We start from the raw sequence: 18374 nt of genomic DNA, 5'->3' as shown, positions 1-18374 counted from the left end.
GACGCTCACATGCTGGCGATGAGCCGCTTGACCCGCTCGTCCACCGACCGGAACGGGTCCTTGCAGAGCACGGTGCGCTGCGCCTGGTCGTTGAGCTTGAGGTGTACCCAGTCCACGGTGAAGTCGCGGCCGGCTTCCTGGGCGGCGCTGATGAATTCGCCGCGCAGTTTGGCCCGTGTGGTCTGCGGCGGCGTGTCGACGGCGGCCTCGATCTCCTCGTCGGTGGTGATGCGGGCCGCCAGACCCTTGCGCTGCAGCAGGTCGAACACGCCGCGGCCACGTTTGATGTCGTGGTAGGCCAGGTCGAGCTGGCTGATCTTGGGGTCCGACAGCTCCATGTTGTAGCGGTCCTGGTAGCGCTGGAACAGCTTGCGCTTGATGACCCAGTCGATCTCGGTGTCGACTTTCGCGAAGTCCTGGCTCTCGACCGCGTCGAGCTGCCGGCCCCACAGGTCGACAACCTGGTCGATCTGCGTGTTGGGCTCGCGGGTCTGCAGGTACTCCACCGCCCGGGCGTAGTACTCGCGCTGGATGTCCAGTGCGCTGGCCTGCCGCCCACCGGCCAGCCGGACCGGCCGGCGGCCGGTCAGATCGTGGCTGACCTCCCGAATCGCCCGGATGGGGTTGTCCAGCGAGAAGTCACGGAACGCCACTCCGGCTTCGATCATCTCCAGCACCAGCGAGGCGGTGCCGACCTTGAGCATGGTCGTCGCCTCGCACATGTTGGAGTCGCCGACGATCACGTGCAGCCGGCGATATTTCTCGGCGTCGGCGTGCGGTTCGTCGCGGGTGTTGATGATCGGGCGGGAGCGGGTGGTCGCGCTGGACACCCCTTCCCAGATGTGTTCGGCGCGCTGCGACAGGCAGAAGGTGGCGGCCTTCGGCGTCTGCAGCACCTTGCCGGCGCCGCAGATCAACTGACGGGTGACCAGGAACGGCAACAACACGTCGGAGATCCGGGAGAACTCACCCGCGCGCACGATCAGGTAGTTCTCGTGACAGCCATAGGAGTTTCCGGCGGAATCGGTGTTGTTCTTGAACAGGTAGATATCGCCGCCGATGCCCTCGTCGGCCAGTCGCTGCTCGGCATCGATGAGCAGGTCCTCCAGCACCCGTTCACCGGCGCGATCGTGGGTGACCAGCTGCACCAGGTTGTCGCATTCGGCGGTGGCGTACTCCGGGTGGCTACCCACGTCGAGGTACAACCGCGCACCGTTGCGCAGGAACACGTTCGAGCTGCGGCCCCACGACACCACCCGGCGGAACAGGTACCGGGCGACCTCGTCCGGACTGAGCCGACGATGGCCGTGGAACGTGCAGGTGACACCGAATTCGGTTTCGATGCCCATGATTCTCCGCTGCACGACACCGAGCCTACTTGTTGGTTTGCGCTAGTGGTGCCCAAGCCGCCGCCGAAACGCGCGGGCAATCCCTGTGGATTGCCGAGAAGCCGGGGCCGCCAGTGATGTCAGCATTGACCGTGCCCGAGCCCGTCACCCTCGATACCGCCGCGGCCAGTGCGCTGGTGGAGCAGTTGACCCGCGCCGCGGACGAGATTGCGACGATCCCGATACCCGGCCTGGACGCGTGCCCCGGCTCTGCGCTGGGTGGTGTGGACGCACCTCGGCGTGTCACCGCTGAAGTGCGGCGACTCGGCGCCGACATCGGGGACTGGGTTTGCTCGGCTCGCCGGTCGGTCGAAGAACTGGCCGCCGCGGAGAATGTCAGCGCCGAACGACTCCGGACACGATGACCCGGCCGAGCATTGCGCAGGTGCAGGCGTGGCGACCGGAGGCACTCGGCGAACTGGCCGACGAATGGGACGACGCGGCGAATCGGCTGCAGGCCCAGGCGGATACCGTCGACGAGGCGCTGGCCGGCACCGCGGCCACGTTCACCGGCTCGGCCGCCGCCGCGGCCCGGCACGCCATCGGCCCGACCGCACAAGCACTGCGCCGGGTCTGCCGAGCGCTGATCCTGGCCGCCACCGAGGCGCGCGACGCCGCGGACGTGATCGGTCGCGGCCGTGAACGGGTGCTCGGCGTGTTGGCCGATGCCCGCGGCGACGGGTGCGCGGTCGCCGACGACGGGACGGTCGGGCCGCCGCCCGCACCGTCGGCGCTGCTGGTGGCCTGCAGTGGTGGTGCCGATGCGCCCGCCCGGGCGATGCTCGACGCGCGGGCCGCGGAGCTGACCCGTTCGTTGCAGGCCGCGCTGAACGAGCTCGGTGCGGCCGACGCCGCGGCCGCCAGGGCGATCGATGCGGCGTTCGGCGCCGGAGCCGAGTCCACCGCGGTCCGGCCGGCGGGGATGACCCCCGACCCGGTGGCCAACTGGCCACAGACGAGCCAGGACGGCATCGTCGGCCAGATCGCCGCGATGTCCGACGCCGGCAGGCGCCGTTTGGTCGAACAACGCCCCCATGAGGTGGGCAACACCGACGGTGTGCCGTGGGACATGCGGCTGGCGGCCAATCGGATCAACATCGCGAACGCGATCCTCGACGAGCGTCGCCATCTGGACGCGCCCGATGAGGTGAAGCTTCGCACCGCCGTGGCGCGGATGCGGGATCCGGCCGGCGCCGAACGGCTTTGGGCGACAGCGCATGCCGATCCCGCCCTGCGGGCCGCGACCATCGCCGCCCACGACCGAGATGCCACCCGCCGGATCGCCTACTACCAGAGCCTGCTTGCCGACGCGCCCGATCCGCTGGACCGCGACCGCCGGGTGCCGCGCCAGATCCTCGGGTTCGACCCGCAGCGGGAATCTCTCATCGAGCTGTCCGGTGACCTCGACCGGGCCCGTGCGCTGGCCGTGGTGGTGCCGGGGCTCAACACCACATTCGACGGTTCCGCCGACGATGTCGCGACCGCCCGGCGGCTCGTCGCCGGGTCCGGCGGGAACGTCGCCGTGATCAGCTACCTCGGCGGGCCGTTCCCGACCGGCCGGCTGCTCGCCGGGATAGCCGACGCCGCCGACCCGCACTACGCCCTGCAGATGGCGCCGCGGCTGGTCGCGTTCAGCGAGGACGTCGAGCGGCGCGCCGGGGCGATGCCGGTCACCTACCTCGGCCACTCCTATGGCGGGTCGATCGTGGGCACCGCCGAGCGGTTGGGCCTGACCGCCGACCGGGTGATCTACGTCGAGGCGGCCGGTGCCGGAGTCGGCGTCCACCATCCGTCGGACTGGCACAACCGCAACCCCGACGTGTTGCGGTTCTCCATCACCGCGCCCGGTGATCCGATCGGCCTGGTACAGGGCATCCCGTTCGGGTCGCACGGGGCCGATCCCGATGAGCTGCCCGGGGTCATCCGCCTGGATGCCGGGCGCCGGCTGACCGGCGCACCGATGATGGGCCCGTCGGCGCACAGCGGCGTCCTCAACGAGCCGTCGGACGCGTGGCGCAACATCCTGGCCGTCATCACCGGCGACCGAGAACACATCCGGGTGAAGGACTAGCGCTGCTCGACGAAAAACCGTGCGGCCCGGCGGATCGACTCCTCGACGGGCTCGGGCTGCCAGCCCAGTTCGCGCTGCGCCTTGCTGTGGTCCAGCGGCGACATCAACTGCGCCATCCGCACCCCGACGACCGCGAAGGGCAGATCCCGGCCCAGCAGGCGGGAGGCGAGGTCGTTGACGTGAGCGCCGGCGTAGAGCAGCGACAGCGGAATCTTGATCCGGGGACCCCCGGCCCCGACGGCCTCCGCGGCGATCTCGTGCACCTCGCGGGTGCTCAGGTACTTGTCAGAGATGATGTAACGCTCGCCCGGCCGCCCCCGCTCGGCGGCGAGAAGCATTGCGCGCGCGGCATCTTCGATCCCGACGACCTCCGAAGAGAAGGCGAGGTAGAACGGGATGCGGCCGGCGGCGACCTGCGCGATCATCGAGCCGTGCGGCGTGGGCTGCCAGTCGCGGGGCCCATAGGTGGTGGAGATGCACATCGCGACCGCGGGCAGTCCCTTGTCGCGGGCGTAACCCAGTACCAAATCCTCGGCCTGGCGCCTGGCCTCGATATAGGGTCCGCCACCGGTCCAGTTCTGCGGGTCCTCCTCGGTGACAAGCGCGCCGTCGCTGATCGCCAATGTGCCTGTGGTGCTGGTGAAGACGAACTTGTTCAGCCGGGCCTCGACGGCCGCGTCCAGCACGTGACGAAGCCCCTCGACGTTCGTCCGGAACAGCGGCGCCGGATCGCGCAACCACATTCGGGCGTCGACGACGCAGTAGTAGACGACGTCGCAGCCGCTCATCGCCGCGCGCAGGGCATCGTCATCGAAGATGTCGCCATAGCACCGTTCGACGTCCAGGTCGTCGATACCCTTCGTCGAACTGGTCCGGCGAACCATCACCCGGACGTCCACACCACTGGCGACCAGCTGGCGTGTGACATGCGAGCCGAGGAACCCGCTGGCCCCGATGACGAGTTGGGTCAGGGGGTTTCGCCTGCCGCGGGCACAAGGGCCTCCAAGGCCGAGCCGGTGATCCGGCGGAACGCCCGCCGGGGCCGCTTGGCGTCCAGGACGGCCACCTCGAGGGTTGCCGGGCCGAGCACCCGCGGCTCGGCCGGTGGCGTGCTGCCGCTGCCCGTGCTGGTGATGCCGGCCCGCAGTGCCTCCACGGCGATCCCGACCGCATCACCGAGTGCGGCGTTCTCGGAGTAGGACTCCTTGAGCGCGGTGATGATGGGATCGGTGGTGCCGCCCATCACGACGAAATGCGGCTCGTCGGCGATGGAGCCGTCATAGGTGATGCGGTACAGCTCAGGGGCTTTCGTCTCGCCGTAGTGGGCCACTTCCGCCACGCACAGCTCGACCTCGTAGGGCTTGGCCTGCTCGGTGAAGATCGTGCCAAGGGTCTGGGCGTAGACATTGGCGAGCTGGCGGCCCGTCACGTCGCGACGGTCGTATGCGTATCCGCGGGTGTCCGCGAACTGGATGCCGCCCCGTCGCAGGTTGTCGAACTCGTTGAACCGGCCCACGGCCGCGAAGCCGACCCGGTCGTAGAGCTCACTGATCTTCTGCAACGACCGCGACGGATTCTCCGCGACGAACAGCACCCCGGAGTCATAGGCCAGCACAACCACACTGCGGCCCCGGGAAATACCCTTGCGGGCGAGCTCGGAACGCTCACGCATCGCCTGCTCAGGCGATATGAAATATGGGAAGCTCACTTAGTCCACCCGCGGTGCTTCGTTGCTGGGTCCCTTACCGGGCCCGAATGTGTTGGTTGCCGAACGTTTTTCGATCACCTCACGCGCCAGTTCCGCGATCCGCTGCTCGGGTACGTCAGCGGCGCCTTCTGCGTCGATGGTGACCGCGGTCGGGAAGATGCCACGGACCAGGTCCGGGCCGCCCGTCGCCGAGTCGTCGTCAGCGGCATCGTAGAGCGCCTCGACCGCCGCCCGCAGCGCCGAATCAGCGTCGGTGACACCGGAATAGAGCTTCTTGATCGACGACTTCGCGAAGATCGAGCCCGAGCCCACCGACTGGTAACCCTCGTCTTCGATGTTCCAGCCGCCCGCGGCGTCGAACGACACGATCCGGCCCGCCGCTTCCGGGTTGGCGTCGCCGAGGTCGTATCCGACCAGCAACGGCAGCGCGACAAATCCCTGTAGCGCCGCGCCGAGATTGCCGCGCACCATGGTCGAGAGGCGGTTCACCTTGCCCGGGAACGTCAGCGGGACGCCTTCGACCTTCTCGTAGTGCTCCAACTCGACCGCGTACAACCGGGCGAACTCGACGGCGATGGCCGCGGTACCGGCGATTCCGGTGGCCGTGTAGTCGTCGGTGATGTACACCTTCTGCACGTCGCGGCCGGCGATCATGTTGCCCTGGGTCGAACGGCGATCACCGGCGATCAGCACGCCGCCCGGGTATTTCAGCGCGACGATCGTGGTGCCGTGCGGCAGCGCATCACCGGGCAGGGCGCCGCCGGCGCCAGTGCTGGTCGGCAGCAACTGCGGTGCTTCTCGCCTCAGGAAATCGGAAAACGAGGACAGGTCGGACAGAGGTGAACTAGTGGCCAGGCGATCAGAGAACGGCCAGGTCACTGTCCGCCCTTTTGAACATATGCGCGCACGAAGTCCTCGGCGTTCTCCTCGAGGACGTCATCGATCTCGTCCAGCAGATCGTCGGTCTCCTCGGCGAGCTTGTCGCGACGCTCCTGGCCGCCGGCACCGTTGCCGGAGAGGTCGTCATCCTCACCGCCACCGCCACCGCGCTTGGTCTGCTCTTGAGCCATCGCTGCCTCCTGCTCGTCATCGGCGACTGGGCCGCCGGTTCCTCCACAGTACCGGTCGAGACCGGTATTGCTCCCTCTAACGACCGTCAGGTCGTCAGTTGTTCCACCAGTTGGGCGGCGCTGTCGACCGAGTCCAGCAGGGCCCCAACGTGCGCTTTGCTACCGCGCAGGGGCTCCAGGGTCGGGATCCGTACCAGCGAATCGCCCCCCAGATCGAAGATCACCGAGTCCCAGCTCGCCGCCGCGATGTCGGCGCCGAACCGGCGCAGGCATTCACCACGGAAGTACGCGCGGGTGTCGGTCGGCGGGTTGTCGACGGCGTCGAGTACCTGCTGCTCGGCGACGAGGCGCTTCATCGACCCGCGGGCCACCAGGCGGTTGTAGAGACCCTTGTCGAGCCGCACGTCGGAGTACTGCAGATCGACGAGATGCAGTCGCGGCGCCGACCAACCCAGATTCTCGCGCTGCCGGAATCCCTCCAGCAGCCGCAGCTTGGCCGGCCAGTCCAGCAGCTCGGCGCACTCCATCGGATCGCGCTCGAGCAGGTCCAGCACGTGCGCCCAAGTCTCCACGACGTGCGAGGCACGCGGATCCGGGTCGCGCGCGTCCACCAGTTTGGCTACCCGGTCCAGGTAGATGCGCTGCATGGCCAGCGCGGTCAGTTCACGGCCGTCGGCCAGGGCCACTGTCGCCCGCAGGGACGGGTCCCGGCTGATCACGTGCACCGCGTGCACCGGGCGGGCCAGGGCCAGATCCGAGAGGTCCAGACCGTGTTCGGGGCCTTCCTCGATCAGATCGAGCACCAGCGATGTCGTGCCCACCTTGAGATACGTCGAGGTCTCGGCGAGGTTGGCGTCACCGATGATGACGTGCAGCCGGCGATACTTGTCGGCATCGGCGTGCGGTTCGTCACGGGTGTTGATGATGCCCCGCTTGAGGGTGGTCTCCAGGCCGACCTCGACCTCGATGTAATCGGCACGCTGAGACAGCTGGAAGCCGGGTTCGTCCCCGGACGGGCCGATGCCCACGCGACCGGAACCGGTCACCACCTGCCGCGACACCATGAACGGCGTCAGACCCGAGATCACCGCCGAAAACGGCGTCTGCCGGCTCATCAGGTAGTTCTCGTGTGAGCCGTAGGACGCGCCCTTGCCGTCGACGTTGTTCTTGTAGAGCTGCAGCTTGGCGGCGCCGGGCACGCTGGCCACGTGCCGGGCCGCGGCCTCCATGACCCGCTCCCCGGCCTTGTCCCAGATGACCGCGTCCATCGGGTCGGTGACCTCGGGAGCCGAGTACTCCGGGTGGGCGTGGTCGACGTACAGCCGGGCGCCGTTGGTCAGGATCATGTTGGCGGCGCCGACCTCGTCGGCGTCGACCACCGGCGGGGGGCCCGACGAGCGACTCAGATCGAATCCACGGGCGTCACGCAACGGTGATTCCACCTCGTAGTCCCACCGGGTGCGCTTGGCCCGCTGAATGCCTGCGGCCGCGGCATAGGCCAGCACCGCCTGGGTCGAGGTCAGGATCGGATTGGCGGTCGGGTCGGACGGCGAGGAGATGCCGTATTCGACCTCGGTCCCGATGATCCGTTGCATGGCCGCCAGCCTAACGGTCCCGCCACCGCGCTTGGCCGCGAGGAGTCGCCGCACGGCGGCGGCGGGCCAAACGGGGCGTTCCTGGGTACCTTGACGTGCGTGCAGGCAACTCCCGCGACGAAGGCCCAGCGCAACGCTGCCGAGCGCTGGTTTCTCACCCACGGCCTGCCCGCGGTGTTGCGTCCGGGGGCGCTGCTGCGCCGGGTGTGGAGTCGGTCGGCCCCCGCGCTCGCCGGATTCGCTGTGGTGGCGGCGAATTCGATCCTGGTCGTCGAGCTGACCGGCAAGCACACCATCGACATCGACGGACGACCGGACCTGAGCGAGGGTCTCGTGCTGGCCTCGCTGGTGCTGGTCTTGCCCGCCGCCTCCGCGGTGGGGTGGCTGGTGTCGCGAATCTCCTCGCCGCTGCGCCGGATCGTGGCCTCCAACACCGCCATCGCGGTGATCGCCCTGGCGGTGATCTTCGGCGGCCCGAGCCACCGCATCCTGGTCAACCTGCTGCTGGCGGGGATCACCGTCGCGACCATCCTGGCCTGCACCGCCACCGGTATCGGCTCGATCCTGGGCTGGGCCGCCCGCTCCACCGGATCCAACCTGACGCTGATCGGCGGCATGTTCCTGCGGGCACTGCCGGTGGTGTTGCTCACGTTCCTGGTGTTCTTCAACACCTACGTGTGGCTGATGGCCGCCATCGTCAGCCGTGGCCGGCTGTGGCTGGCGCTGGGTTTCCTGTTCCTGATCGCCGCGAGCTTCCTGGTGTCCGGCACGCTGGACCGGGTGCGGCCGGTCCTGACCTCTTACCAGCCGTCACCCGACGATATGGCCGGACTGGCCGGCACCCCGTTCGAGGCCATGCCGGACCGGCCGGGCACCGACGCGCTGTCCCGCGCCGAACGCATCAACGTCGTGTTCATCGTCGCCGCCACGCAGTTGGGCCAGGTGCTGACGGTCGCGATCATGACCGGAACGATCTTCTTCGTCCTGGGGCTGATCGTGATCAGCCCGCCCCTGCTGGAGGCGTGGACGCGCGGCAGCGGCTCCACCGACGGCCAGGTCCTCGGCATGACACTGCCGATCCCCAACCCGTTGCTCCAGACCACCATGATGCTGACCGCGATCACCTTCATGTATCTGGCCGCCAAGGCGGTCACCGACACCGAATACCGCGCCCAGTTCCTCGATCCCCTGATCGGCGAGGTCCGCTCGACTTTGGTGGCCCGCGAACGCTATCGGGCATCGCTCCCGGCGCGCTGATCGACGGGAACGGGATCGAGCGCGCACAATGAGCCGCGTGTCCGACATCCGGGGTGCGCAGGAGTGGTTTCTGCACCGCGGCCTCCCCTTGGTGCTGACCCGCCGGGTCAGGTCTCGGGCGCTCATCGAGCGGTCGGCGCCGGTGGTCAGCAGTGTCGGTGCGGTCATCGCCGCGACCCTGGCCGCCGCCGAGTTCACCGGCGAATCGCCCGATCTGGCGCTCGGGATCCGCTTCGTTGTGATGACGGTCGTCCTGATCGCCGCACCGTTCGCGCTGGACGTACTGCACCGGGCCGGAACCACCCGCGGGGAGGCCGGCCGGCGGACGGGCGCGCTGCTGGTGATGGCATTGTTCGTCATCGGGTTCCCGGTAGCCGACAGCGGCTGGACCGGCGTCGCACTGGCCGAGGTGGTGGTGTTCGGCGTGGTGGCCGTGGCGGCCGTATGGCTGACCTACCTGGGCATCGGCTCGATCGCGCTGTGGGCGTTTCGGTACGCCTGGCAGCAGTTGGGCGCGCTGGGAACTTTGATGAGCCGGGCCCTGCCGCTGCTCATGTTGACGGTGGTGGTCTACTTCACCGGCGAGCTGTGGCAACTCGCGGCTCGAATGAGCCGCCAAAGACTCTGGCAGACAATTGGTTTCCTGGCGCTGGTAGCGGTGGTGTTCATGGTGACCACCATCCGGGACGAGGTGCGAGCGCTGCGGGATGACCTTTCCGGCCAACACAATCCGGCTCAGCTGCTGGTCGGGACACCGCTGGAAACCGATACCGACCCGGCCCGCACGCCACTGTCGGTTGCCGAGCAGATCAACGTCGTCGCAGTCATGGTGGTATCGCAGGCGATTCAGGTGGTGTTCTTCACCACCGGGCTGTTCGTGTTCTTCCTCGCACTCGGGATCATCGCGGTTCCCGACGACGTGACCGTGCTGTGGTCAGCCGAACAGGCCTGCACTGTCGGCCAACCACCCTGTGCGGGAACGTGGTTCGGCATCCATGTACCGGTACCGCAGACCGTGGTGCACGTGTCACTGTTCGTGGCGGTGTTGTCCGGGCTGTACTTCACCGTGAGCACCAGCGTCGATCCGCTGTATCGGCAGCGGTTCTTCGACCCGTTGATCGCCGACGTCGCGGTGAGCCTGGCCGGCCGCGACGCGTATCTGGAGATGGAGGCACGCGATGACAGGGCGCAATGATGTGTTCGACAAGCGCTACGGAGAGGTGCTGCTGGTCACCGCGGGCACCGATGGGCCAGAAGCGACTGTCTACTGCAGCTTTCCGCTCAACGACTGCCCCGCCGAACTGTGGGACAAACTCGACGCCCAGGCGATCGCCAAGGAACACGGCGCCCTCGCAGCGCTCCTCAACGGTCCGCGGCACTGGCTGATGAGCAGCATCGATAAGGCCCCTCGAGACCGGCCCGACACCAAGACATTCGGCGGCATCGAGATGATGCGGCAGGCGACAGTCAAGCTGTCGTCGATGAGTCCCGCGCCGTACAGCGTCAACAGAGTGGACCGCAAGACGGTGTTCAATTTCGACGCCGGACGCCCGGTGTTCGAGCTCGTCGACCCGCAGGGCCAGCGCTGGGTCATGCAGACCTACAGCCAAGCCGTGGATCCCGGTATGAGCGTGGCCGGCCTCGCGCAGCTGGCACCACGGCTGACTCTGCCTGAAGGCTGGCGCTACGAAACCCGCATCCTCACCGAACGATTGAGCGTGGACACCACGACGTGCGACGCCCACGTCACCCAGGACAACTTCGCCAACAGCTACTCGCTTCAGGTGTGAGCACTACACGGACCAGACCTGGCGAAACTTCCCGGTTTTCGGGTCGATCGCCGGCGCCTGTGCCGAGTGCTCGATCGAGACATCGGGCACGCCCTGCGCAGCGAGATATGCACTCAACCGCGCATCGACGTCGGCCCATACCTGGGCCGGATCGGCGCCCGCCGTAAGGTCCAACCGCACGCTCACCGTGGTCGGGCCGGTGCGGATCCCCTGGAACCGGCGAACACCGGGCGTCTCCTCGACGACCGTTACCAGGGCGAGTGGCAGGATCGACACCGCGTGCCCGTCGGGTGCGGTGAACACCAACAGGTCCCCGGTGCGGCCCTCCACCGCCATCGCCGGCAGCCGGTTACCGCAGGCACACGGCTCAACCGACATGGTGACCCGGTCACCGAGGTCGTAGCGGATCATCGGCTGCACATGGTTGGCCAGGTTGGTCACCAGCACGGTGTGCGAGCAGACCCCGGGCGGTACGGGTCGGCAATCCTCGTCGACCGGCTCGAACAGGAACCAGTCGACGTTGACGTGGAACAGGCCATGCCGGCACTGCGACGCGAGGGCGACGAATTCAGCGGAGCCGTAGTTGTTGACGATCGGGCAGCCGAAAGTCGTTTCGACGGCGGTCCGCACAGAGGTCGAGAGCACCTCGCCGGCTGTGAAGATCAGCACGGGGTCGACGTGCAGCCGTCCCGCCCGCTGCTCCGCGGCCAGGAGTTCGACTGCGCTCGGGTAGCCTTCGAGCGCAGTGGGCTGGAAGGCATTCAGTTCGGCCACCAAGTCCGACAGCGGCCGCAGCACGTCGAACAGCCGAACCCGGCGCGCCAGCGACGCACTGCGACGCCTGGCGCTCTCCAGCGCCGCCGCGGCACCGAAGTGGCCGCCGCCGACGAACAGTGCCGCCAGCCGCAGCCCGCGGCGAGCCACCGCCGAAACGATGGCCCATCGGGCCATGTACTGCCCCCGTCCGCGCCTGCCCAGCAGACCGAGGAGCGCCCAGGAGTCCTCGTCGTGTACCACGACCGCCGGATGGCCGCTGGTCCCCGACGTCGTCACCACGTGATAGCGCCCCAAATAGCGCGTTCCCGCCAGTGCCGGGTCGACCAGAAGGTCCCGGCGGAGGGTATCGAGGGTGATCTCGGGGTCGGTCACCCAGTCGTCGAAGTGGGCCATCAGGTCGCGCTTGTTCGTCACCGGTAGGCACCGCAGCTCGATCGGCCCTGGCGGCACCTGCCGGTAGAGCTGCCGGTAGTACGGCGACGCCGTCCGCGCGTGGGAAACCAGCTTCTGCAGCCGCGCCCGCTGGAGACGCGCCATGGCGGCGCCGTCGCCTTTCCTGAAATACCATGCTCCCCAGGCGATTTGCAGAAACCGTAGCCTACCGCGCAACGATGCCATCTCAGAGCTTGTAACCGATCGCGCGCAGCAGGTCACGGCGCGCGACGATATCGTCGTCGGTCTCGACACCCAGCGGCGGTTCGCCGTCGATCACTCCGGCGATGCCACGCCCGCGCGCGGTGACCGCCACCAGGACGTCGACCGGGTTGGCGGTGGCGCAGAAGACCGTGCATACCTCCGGCACGGCTTGGATCGGGTTGAGCACGCTGACGGGAAACCCATCCCGGAGAACGATCACGAAGCTGTGCCCGGCACCGATCGCCAGCGCATTGCGAACCGCAAGATTCGTCAGCTCGGGATCGTTGCCGCTACGGCGGACCAGGCGTGGCCCGGACGCTTCGCAGAAGGCCAGCCCGAACCGCAGTGGCCCACCCACGCCTGCGAGCGCTTCGTGCAGATCCTCGACGGTCCTGATGAAGTGTGACTGCCCGATGATGACGTTGACATCGTCCGGCTTGTCGACGGGCACCACATCCTAGGAAAGCGACGGCATCCCTCCATGGTGCCGCCGTGTTGGTGTGCCGGGTACAGAATCGCCCGAACACCATGGCGGTGTCGGGCGATTCTGTCGGCGGCACCTAGAGGTACTGACCCAGATTGCTCTCGGTGTCGATGGCCCGCGACGCACTCGAGCTCTTGCCGGTGACCAGCGTGCGGATGTAGACGATCCGCTCGCCCTTCTTGCCCGAGATCCGGGCCCAGTCATCGGGATTGGTGGTGTTGGGCAGGTCCTCGTTCTCGGCGAACTCGTCGACGATCGAGTCGAGCAGGTGCTGGATCCGCAGACCCTTCTGCCCGGTTTCCAGGACCGACTTGATCGCGTACTTCTTGGCCCGGTCGACGACGTTCTGGATCATCGCGCCCGAGTTGAAGTCCTTGAAGTACATGACCTCCTTGTCACCGTTGGCGTAGGTGACTTCCAGGAAGCGGTTGTCGTCGATCTCGGCGTACATCCGGTCGACGACCTTCTCGATCATCGCCCTGATGCACAGCCCACGGTCGCCGCCGAACTCGGCCAGGTCGTCGGCATTGACCGGCAGCTCTTCGGTGAGGTACTTGCTGAAGATGTCCAGTGCCGCTTCGGCATCCGGGCGCTCGATCTTGATCTTGACGTCCAGGCGGCCGGGCCGCAGGATCGCCGGGTCGATCATGTCCTCGCGGTTGGACGCACCGATCACGATGACGTTCTCCAGCCCCTCCACCCCGTCGATCTCGGAGAGCAGCTGCGGCACGACCGTCGTCTCGACGTCCGAGCTCACCCCGGTGCCGCGGGTGCGGAAGATCGAATCCATCTCGTCGAAGAACACGATTACCGGCGTTCCCTCCGAGGCCTTTTCCCGGGCTCGCTGGAAGATCAGCCGGATATGCCGCTCGGTCTCGCCGACGAACTTGTTCAGCAGCTCGGGGCCTTTGATGTTGAGGAAGTACGACTTGGCTTCCCTGGCATCGTCGCCGCGCACCTCGGCCATCTTCTTGGCCAGTGAATTGGCCACCGCCTTGGCGATCAGCGTCTTACCACAGCCGGGCGGGCCGTAGAGCAGTACGCCTTTGGGCGGGCGCAGCGCGTATTCGCGGTAGAGCTCCTTGTGCAGGAACGGCAGCTCGACGGCATCGCGGATCTGCTCGATCTGCCGGGTCAGACCACCGATGTCGTTGTAGGCGACATCAGGTACCTCTTCGAGCACCAGATCCTCGACCTCGGCCTTCGGGATGCGCTCGAACGCGTAGCCGGCCTTGGTGTCCACCAGCAGCGAGTCACCGGGACGCAGCTTGCGCGGCCGGAGATCATCATCGAGTGCCTCGGCGACGTCGGCCGGCAGATCCTCGATGGCGACCAGCGGCTCGGCCAGCCACACGATCCGCTCCTCATCGGCGTGCCCGACCACCAACGCGCGATGACCGTCGGCGAGGATCTCGCGCAGTGTGCTGATCTCGCCGACCGACTCATAGGTGCCGGCCTCGACCACGGTCAGCGCCTCGTTGAGGCGGACCGTCTGGCCCTTGCTCAGGGACTTCACGTCGATGTTGGGAGAGCAGGTGAGCCGCATCTTGCGCCCGGAGGTGAACACGTCGACGGTGTCGTCGTCGTGGGAACCGAGCAGGACGCCGTATCCGCTCGGCGGTTGACCCAGCCGGTCGACCTCCTCACGCAGCGCAAGCAGCTGCTGGCGGGCTTCCTTGAGGGTGTCCATCAGTTTGGCGTTGCGCGCCGCCAGGGAGTCGATCCGCGCCTCGAGCTGGTGGACATCGCGCGCACTGCGGGCGTTGCCCTGCCCTTGGGCGTTCTCCAGCTGCTCGCGCAGCAGCGACGCCTCTCGGCGCAGCTCCTCCAGCTCGGCAGCATCCTCGCTAGACAGTTGTGGGTCTTGTGCCTCACTCATGTTGCGCTCCTCTCCCACACCGAGAGTTGGTGCGGTGGATACCTCAACGCTACCGGCCCAACCACGATCATGTGCGTTCGGGGAATTTCGACACACGGGCAACACTGTTAATCTTTGACGTGAGTCGGGCCGATCGAGAGGACAGCCGTGACCCTGAAATTCCTAGCCACGGGCGTTGCCGCCGCCGCGATCGTCGGCGGCGCCGCCGCCGGTGTGACGTCGGTTGCATTCAGCTCCCCGGTAGCACCGGCGGTGCAGCCCGTCGTCTTCGGCGCACCGATGCCGCAGGCACCGGCCCCCGAGCTCCAGAGCCAGCTGGTAGCCACCCTCAACGGTCTGCAGAGCGGCGGATCGTTCTCCGGCGCCAAGGCCTCCTACATCGAGGGTGGCCTCGGCCGGATCGAGGGCATCACCGCCGACCGGGCCTTCAGCAACGCCTCGGCCAAGGGCCTGTTCCCGCTGAGCTTCAACGTCGCCGACATCGACCAGGAAGGCCCGACCGCGACGGCCAACGTCACCGCGACCGCGCCCACCGGTGCGAGCGCCACCCAGGCCATCCAGTTCATCGCAGGTCCCAGCCCCACCGGCTGGCAGCTGACGAAGCAGTCGGCGCTATCGCTGATGTCCGCGGCCGGCTGAGTCGCCGCTGGATGCGTCACCCGCTGTTCGCAGTTCTGAGCGCCGCCACAATCGTGGCGGCGCTCAGCCTCTCTGGGTGTTCGCCGCAACCAGAGCCGAACGCGACGCAGAGCCCCTTCGAACAGTCATCGACCGCGCTGGCACCGCCACCACCCACCGCCACCGCCCTGCCGACCCCCGAGGCGCTGACCGACGTCCTCTATCGGCTGGCCGACCCGGCGGTCAAGGGTGCCGACAAGCTGCAACTCGTCGAGGCGGCCACCCCCGACGATGCCGCGGCCATCGACAAGTTCGGGGCAGCGTTGCGCGACGGCGGTTTCACCCCGCTGACGTTCACCGCGACCGAGATCCGCTGGTCGGATCGCCGACCCAACGATGCCCTGGCTTCGGTGAACGTCAGCACGTCGAATCCGGCCAATCCGGGCGCCTTCACCTTCCCGATGGAATTCCGACAGGACAAGGGTGCCTGGCAACTGTCGCGTGAGACGGCGAACATGCTGCTCGCGTTCGGCAACGCCCGGGTCGGCCCCGGACCGGTCAGCCCCGCACCGGCCAGCCCCGCCAGCCCCACGCCGACACCGTAGATGTGGATCGGCTGGCTGGAGTTCGACAACTTGCTCGGTGACGTCCACTCGTTGAAGGAGAAGCGGTCGGTGGTGCGCCCGATCGTCAGCGAACTGCGGCGCCGTTTCGCGATCTCAGCGGCCGAGACCGGCTCCGCCGACCTACACCGGCGGGCCGGTATCGGGGTGGGGCTGGTGGCCGGCGATCGCGCCCACGTTGTCGAGGTACTCGACGCCGCCGAACAGCTGGTGGCCGCGCGTCCCGAGATCGAGCTGCTGTCCACGCGGCGCGGGTTGCACCGCAGCGACGATTGAGCCGCTCGAGATCGACATTTTGCGGACTCTTACTCGAACTTTCTCTGCGAAGCGTCGGTTTCGCCGTTAAGGCGCCAGCCGCTTACGGCGAAGCGGCGTCGGAGTGACGGTGCCCGGGGCCAGCCGGCGCGCGGAGACCAGGAATGCGGTGTGGCCGCGCATGTTGTGTTGCGGTCGCACCGCCAGGCCGACGACATTCCAGCCGCGCTGCAGCGTCTCCCAGGCCCTGGGCTCGGTCCAGCACTGCTGTTCCCGCAGCGCCTCCACGGTCTTGGACAGCTGGGTGACGGTCGCCACGTACACCATCAGCACCCCGCCCGGTATCAGCAGGCGGGCCACCGTCTCGAGCACGTCCCAGGGGGCCAGCATGTCCAGCACGACCCGGTCGACGCTGGCCTCGGCGAGATCGGAGTCGGCGATGTCCCCGATGATCAACCGCCAGTTCGGCGGCTCCTGCCCGAAGAACGTCTCCACATTGCGCCGGGCGTGCACGGCGTGGTCGTCGCGCACCTCGTAGGAGATCACCAGCCCGTCGGGACCGACCGCGCGCAACAACGAGCACGTCAGGGCCCCCGAACCGGCCCCGGCCTCCAGGACCCGGGCTCCGGGAAAGATATCGCCCTCGTGGACGATCTGGGCGGCGTCCTTGGGATAGATGACCTGCGCGCCGCGCGGCATCGACAGCACGTAATCGATGAGCAGCGGGCGCAGCACCAGGAACGCGTCGCCGCTGGTCGACTTGACCACACTGCCCTCCGGCAGGCCGATCACGGCGTCGTGCTCGATCGCCCCGCGATGGGTGTGGAACTCGCCACCCGGGTTCAGGATCATCGTGTAGTGACGGCCCTTGGCGTCGGTGAGCTGCACGCGATCCCCGATGACGAAGGGTCCGGTCCTTCGCGGGGCTTCGGCAGGCTCGTCTGTCACAGCCGTTCAGCCTGCCATAGCGGACTCGCCGCACGACGTGCCGTCCGCTGTCGGCACCCCGTCCTAGGCTTCGGTCATGAGTGACACCGAGAACGCGGATCGACCGCGGCCCGCGTTGTCGCCGTCGCGAGCCGCCGATTTCAAGCAGTGCCCGCTGCTGTACCGCTTCCGGGCGGTCGACCGGCTGCCGGAGCCCCCGTCCACCGCCCAGCTGCGAGGCTCGGTGGTGCACGCCGCTCTCGAACAGCTCTACGGCATGCCGGCCGCCGACCGCGGGCCGCAGACCGCGCTGTCACTGGTCGACCCGGCCACCGAGCGGGTGCTGGCCGGGCACCCCGACCTCGCCGATGGATTCACCGACGAGCAGCGCGGCCAGCTGCTGAGCGAGGCGCGGGCCTTGCTGACCGGTTACTACCGGCTCGAGGATCCAACCCGGTTCGACCCGCAGAGCTGCGAGCAGCGCATCGAGGTCGAACTCGCCGACGGCACGCTGCTGCGCGGCTATGCCGACCGCATCGACGTGGCCGCCACCGGTGAGCTCCGGGTCGTCGACTACAAGACCGGCAAGGCGCCGCCGGCGGCCCGGGCGCTGTCCGAGTTCAAGGCAATGTTCCAGATGAAGTTCTACGCGGTTGCGCTCTTGCGTTCCCGCGACGTGCTGGCGGCCAGGCTGCGACTGATCTATCTGGCCGACGGCCAGGTTCTGGACTACGCCCCTGAGCTCGATGAGTTGTTGCGCTTCGAGAAGACCCTCATGGCGATCTGGCGGGCGATCCAATCCGCCAGCGCCACAGGCGATTTCCGGCCCAACCCGTCCCGGTTGTGCAGCTGGTGCGCCCACCAGTCGCTGTGCCCGGCCTATGGCGGCACCCCGCCGCCCTACCCCGGCTGGCCCGAGGAACCGGGTCGCGAGCCGGCGGCATAAGCTGCTGCCCGCGGCCCGGCACTGAGGACAACACAGCGATCTCCGCGTCCACGGACCGTACCCGAAGCAACTGGGACCCCGAGATCCGTTCCGGCTCAACGCCGTTGAGCGTTACTCACTGAAGCCATCGAGGACACACCGGCCGTGGAGAGTTCGACGATGACGAACCGGGCATCGGCCGTCGCCATCACAGTCCTCGTGTTGCTTCGAACTACTCGGTGAGCACGAGGGCGGGACGACTAGGCCGTGTCCGATAAATGTGGTAGCCAGACGGTGATGGCACGTAGGACTGCTGCGCCGCGGTAGACGATGGCGAGTTTGTCGTAGCGGGTGGCCAGGCCGCGCCATTG

The 18374-nt window shown here is 67.9% G+C and carries 19 protein-coding genes; 9 read left to right on the top strand and 10 right to left on the bottom strand.

What is annotated here, in order from left to right; genetic code table 11:
* Positions 1 to 5: 5 nt before the first annotated feature.
* Positions 6 to 1364: a Pup--protein ligase gene (gene pafA / locus ORI27_RS07640; protein ID WP_265996324.1), complete on the bottom strand. Its 1359-nt coding sequence runs from the start codon at positions 1362 to 1364 to the stop codon at positions 6 to 8.
* Positions 1365 to 1480: 116 nt separating this feature from the next.
* Here pafA and ORI27_RS07635 point away from each other — a divergent pair, with 116 nt between their 5' ends.
* Positions 1481 to 1753, top strand: a complete 273-nt coding sequence (locus ORI27_RS07635; protein WP_265996326.1) for a hypothetical protein — start codon at positions 1481 to 1483, stop codon at positions 1751 to 1753.
* On the top strand, positions 1750 to 3459 hold the full coding sequence (locus ORI27_RS07630; RefSeq protein ID WP_265996327.1) for an alpha/beta hydrolase: 1710 nt from the start codon (positions 1750 to 1752) through the stop codon (positions 3457 to 3459). Before ORI27_RS07635 ends, ORI27_RS07630 begins: the two co-directional genes overlap by 4 nt.
* Here ORI27_RS07630 and ORI27_RS07625 read toward each other — a convergent pair.
* From ORI27_RS07625 to dop, 5 genes are all read right to left on the bottom strand, one after another.
* On the bottom strand, positions 3456 to 4430 hold the full coding sequence (locus ORI27_RS07625) for an NAD-dependent epimerase/dehydratase family protein (protein ID WP_265996376.1): 975 nt from the start codon (positions 4428 to 4430) through the stop codon (positions 3456 to 3458). The genes ORI27_RS07630 and ORI27_RS07625 overlap by 4 nt on opposite strands.
* Positions 4427 to 5167: a proteasome subunit alpha gene (prcA, locus tag ORI27_RS07620; protein ID WP_265996329.1), complete on the bottom strand. Its 741-nt coding sequence runs from the start codon at positions 5165 to 5167 to the stop codon at positions 4427 to 4429. The genes ORI27_RS07625 and prcA overlap by 4 nt, the downstream gene beginning before the upstream one ends.
* The gene (prcB, locus tag ORI27_RS07615; protein ID WP_265996330.1) at positions 5168 to 6046 is read right to left on the bottom strand and encodes a proteasome subunit beta; all 879 of its coding nucleotides are present in this window, start codon (positions 6044 to 6046) and stop codon (positions 5168 to 5170) included.
* The gene (locus tag ORI27_RS07610; RefSeq protein WP_108059026.1) at positions 6043 to 6237 is read right to left on the bottom strand and encodes a ubiquitin-like protein Pup; all 195 of its coding nucleotides are present in this window, start codon (positions 6235 to 6237) and stop codon (positions 6043 to 6045) included. Before ORI27_RS07610 ends, prcB begins: the two co-directional genes overlap by 4 nt.
* 86 nt (positions 6238 to 6323) lie before the next feature.
* The gene (gene dop / locus ORI27_RS07605; protein WP_265996332.1) at positions 6324 to 7832 is read right to left on the bottom strand and encodes a depupylase/deamidase Dop; all 1509 of its coding nucleotides are present in this window, start codon (positions 7830 to 7832) and stop codon (positions 6324 to 6326) included.
* Between the two features lie 99 nt (positions 7833 to 7931).
* Here dop and ORI27_RS07600 point away from each other — a divergent pair, with 99 nt between their 5' ends.
* Genes ORI27_RS07600 through ORI27_RS07590 form a run of 3 tightly spaced genes read left to right on the top strand, consistent with a single transcriptional unit; the run spans position 7932 to position 10879 of the window.
* Positions 7932 to 9089 (top strand): hypothetical protein, encoded by a 1158-nt coding sequence (locus tag ORI27_RS07600; protein WP_265996334.1) that lies wholly within the window; start codon positions 7932 to 7934, stop codon positions 9087 to 9089.
* Positions 9090 to 9117: 28 nt separating this feature from the next.
* Positions 9118 to 10284, top strand: coding sequence for a hypothetical protein (locus ORI27_RS07595; RefSeq protein ID WP_265996335.1), 1167 nt, complete (start codon positions 9118 to 9120; stop codon positions 10282 to 10284).
* The gene (locus tag ORI27_RS07590) at positions 10268 to 10879 is read left to right on the top strand and encodes a hypothetical protein (protein ID WP_265996336.1); all 612 of its coding nucleotides are present in this window, start codon (positions 10268 to 10270) and stop codon (positions 10877 to 10879) included. Before ORI27_RS07595 ends, ORI27_RS07590 begins: the two co-directional genes overlap by 17 nt.
* Before the next feature lie 3 nt (positions 10880 to 10882).
* Here the strand turns inward: ORI27_RS07590 and ORI27_RS07585 are convergent, their stop codons facing one another.
* From ORI27_RS07585 to arc, 3 genes are all read right to left on the bottom strand, one after another.
* Positions 10883 to 12193 carry a phenylacetate--CoA ligase family protein gene (locus ORI27_RS07585; protein WP_265996337.1) on the bottom strand — a complete coding sequence of 437 codons (1311 nt, stop codon included), beginning with the start codon at positions 12191 to 12193 and terminating at the stop codon, positions 10883 to 10885.
* 82 nt (positions 12194 to 12275) lie between these two features.
* Positions 12276 to 12746 carry an adenosine-specific kinase gene (locus ORI27_RS07580; protein WP_265996338.1) on the bottom strand — a complete coding sequence of 157 codons (471 nt, stop codon included), beginning with the start codon at positions 12744 to 12746 and terminating at the stop codon, positions 12276 to 12278.
* A 106-nt stretch (positions 12747 to 12852) separates the two neighbouring features.
* Positions 12853 to 14655 carry a proteasome ATPase gene (arc, locus tag ORI27_RS07575; RefSeq protein WP_265996340.1) on the bottom strand — a complete coding sequence of 601 codons (1803 nt, stop codon included), beginning with the start codon at positions 14653 to 14655 and terminating at the stop codon, positions 12853 to 12855.
* 147 nt (positions 14656 to 14802) lie between these two features.
* Between arc and ORI27_RS07570 the strand changes: the two genes are divergently transcribed.
* The 3 genes from ORI27_RS07570 to ORI27_RS07560 are packed head-to-tail and all read left to right on the top strand — an operon-like array spanning position 14803 to position 16172.
* Positions 14803 to 15294 (top strand): hypothetical protein, encoded by a 492-nt coding sequence (locus ORI27_RS07570; protein ID WP_265996341.1) that lies wholly within the window; start codon positions 14803 to 14805, stop codon positions 15292 to 15294.
* A gap of 11 nt (positions 15295 to 15305) precedes the next feature.
* Positions 15306 to 15878 (top strand): hypothetical protein, encoded by a 573-nt coding sequence (locus tag ORI27_RS07565; protein ID WP_265996342.1) that lies wholly within the window; start codon positions 15306 to 15308, stop codon positions 15876 to 15878.
* Positions 15879 to 16172 carry a DUF503 domain-containing protein gene (locus ORI27_RS07560; RefSeq protein WP_265996344.1) on the top strand — a complete coding sequence of 98 codons (294 nt, stop codon included), beginning with the start codon at positions 15879 to 15881 and terminating at the stop codon, positions 16170 to 16172.
* 66 nt (positions 16173 to 16238) lie between these two features.
* On the opposite strand, the gene ORI27_RS07555 is transcribed toward ORI27_RS07560, so the two are convergent.
* Positions 16239 to 17099, bottom strand: a complete 861-nt coding sequence (locus tag ORI27_RS07555) for a tRNA (adenine-N1)-methyltransferase (RefSeq protein ID WP_265996345.1) — start codon at positions 17097 to 17099, stop codon at positions 16239 to 16241.
* A gap of 76 nt (positions 17100 to 17175) precedes the next feature.
* Here ORI27_RS07555 and ORI27_RS07550 point away from each other — a divergent pair, with 76 nt between their 5' ends.
* Positions 17176 to 18024, top strand: coding sequence for a RecB family exonuclease (locus ORI27_RS07550; protein ID WP_265996346.1), 849 nt, complete (start codon positions 17176 to 17178; stop codon positions 18022 to 18024).
* The last annotated feature ends 350 nt before the right edge of the window (positions 18025 to 18374 follow it).

Origin of the sequence: Mycobacterium pinniadriaticum, assembly GCF_026242045.1 — a bacterium.
In the GTDB taxonomy this organism is placed as follows: domain Bacteria; phylum Actinomycetota; class Actinomycetes; order Mycobacteriales; family Mycobacteriaceae; genus Mycobacterium; species Mycobacterium pinniadriaticum.
This window is presented reverse-complemented; position numbering and strand designations above follow the sequence as displayed.

What these genes read in the sequence shown, in the direction of transcription:
- ORI27_RS07630 (WP_265996327.1), top strand. Translation starts at nt 1,750, where the DNA reads ATGACCCGGCCGAGCATTGCGCAGGTGCAGGCGTGGCGACCGGAGGCA.
- ORI27_RS07610 (WP_108059026.1), bottom strand. Translation starts at nt 6,237, where the DNA reads ATGGCTCAAGAGCAGACCAAGCGCGGTGGCGGTGGCGGTGAGGATGAC.
- dop (WP_265996332.1), bottom strand. Translation starts at nt 7,832, where the DNA reads ATGCAACGGATCATCGGGACCGAGGTCGAATACGGCATCTCCTCGCCG.
- ORI27_RS07595 (WP_265996335.1), top strand. Translation starts at nt 9,118, where the DNA reads ATGAGCCGCGTGTCCGACATCCGGGGTGCGCAGGAGTGGTTTCTGCAC.
- ORI27_RS07590 (WP_265996336.1), top strand. Translation starts at nt 10,268, where the DNA reads ATGACAGGGCGCAATGATGTGTTCGACAAGCGCTACGGAGAGGTGCTG.
- ORI27_RS07585 (WP_265996337.1), bottom strand. Translation starts at nt 12,193, where the DNA reads ATGGCGCGTCTCCAGCGGGCGCGGCTGCAGAAGCTGGTTTCCCACGCG.
- arc (WP_265996340.1), bottom strand. Translation starts at nt 14,655, where the DNA reads ATGAGTGAGGCACAAGACCCACAACTGTCTAGCGAGGATGCTGCCGAG.
- ORI27_RS07565 (WP_265996342.1), top strand. Translation starts at nt 15,306, where the DNA reads ATGCGTCACCCGCTGTTCGCAGTTCTGAGCGCCGCCACAATCGTGGCG.
- ORI27_RS07560 (WP_265996344.1), top strand. Translation starts at nt 15,879, where the DNA reads ATGTGGATCGGCTGGCTGGAGTTCGACAACTTGCTCGGTGACGTCCAC.
- ORI27_RS07550 (WP_265996346.1), top strand. Translation starts at nt 17,176, where the DNA reads ATGAGTGACACCGAGAACGCGGATCGACCGCGGCCCGCGTTGTCGCCG.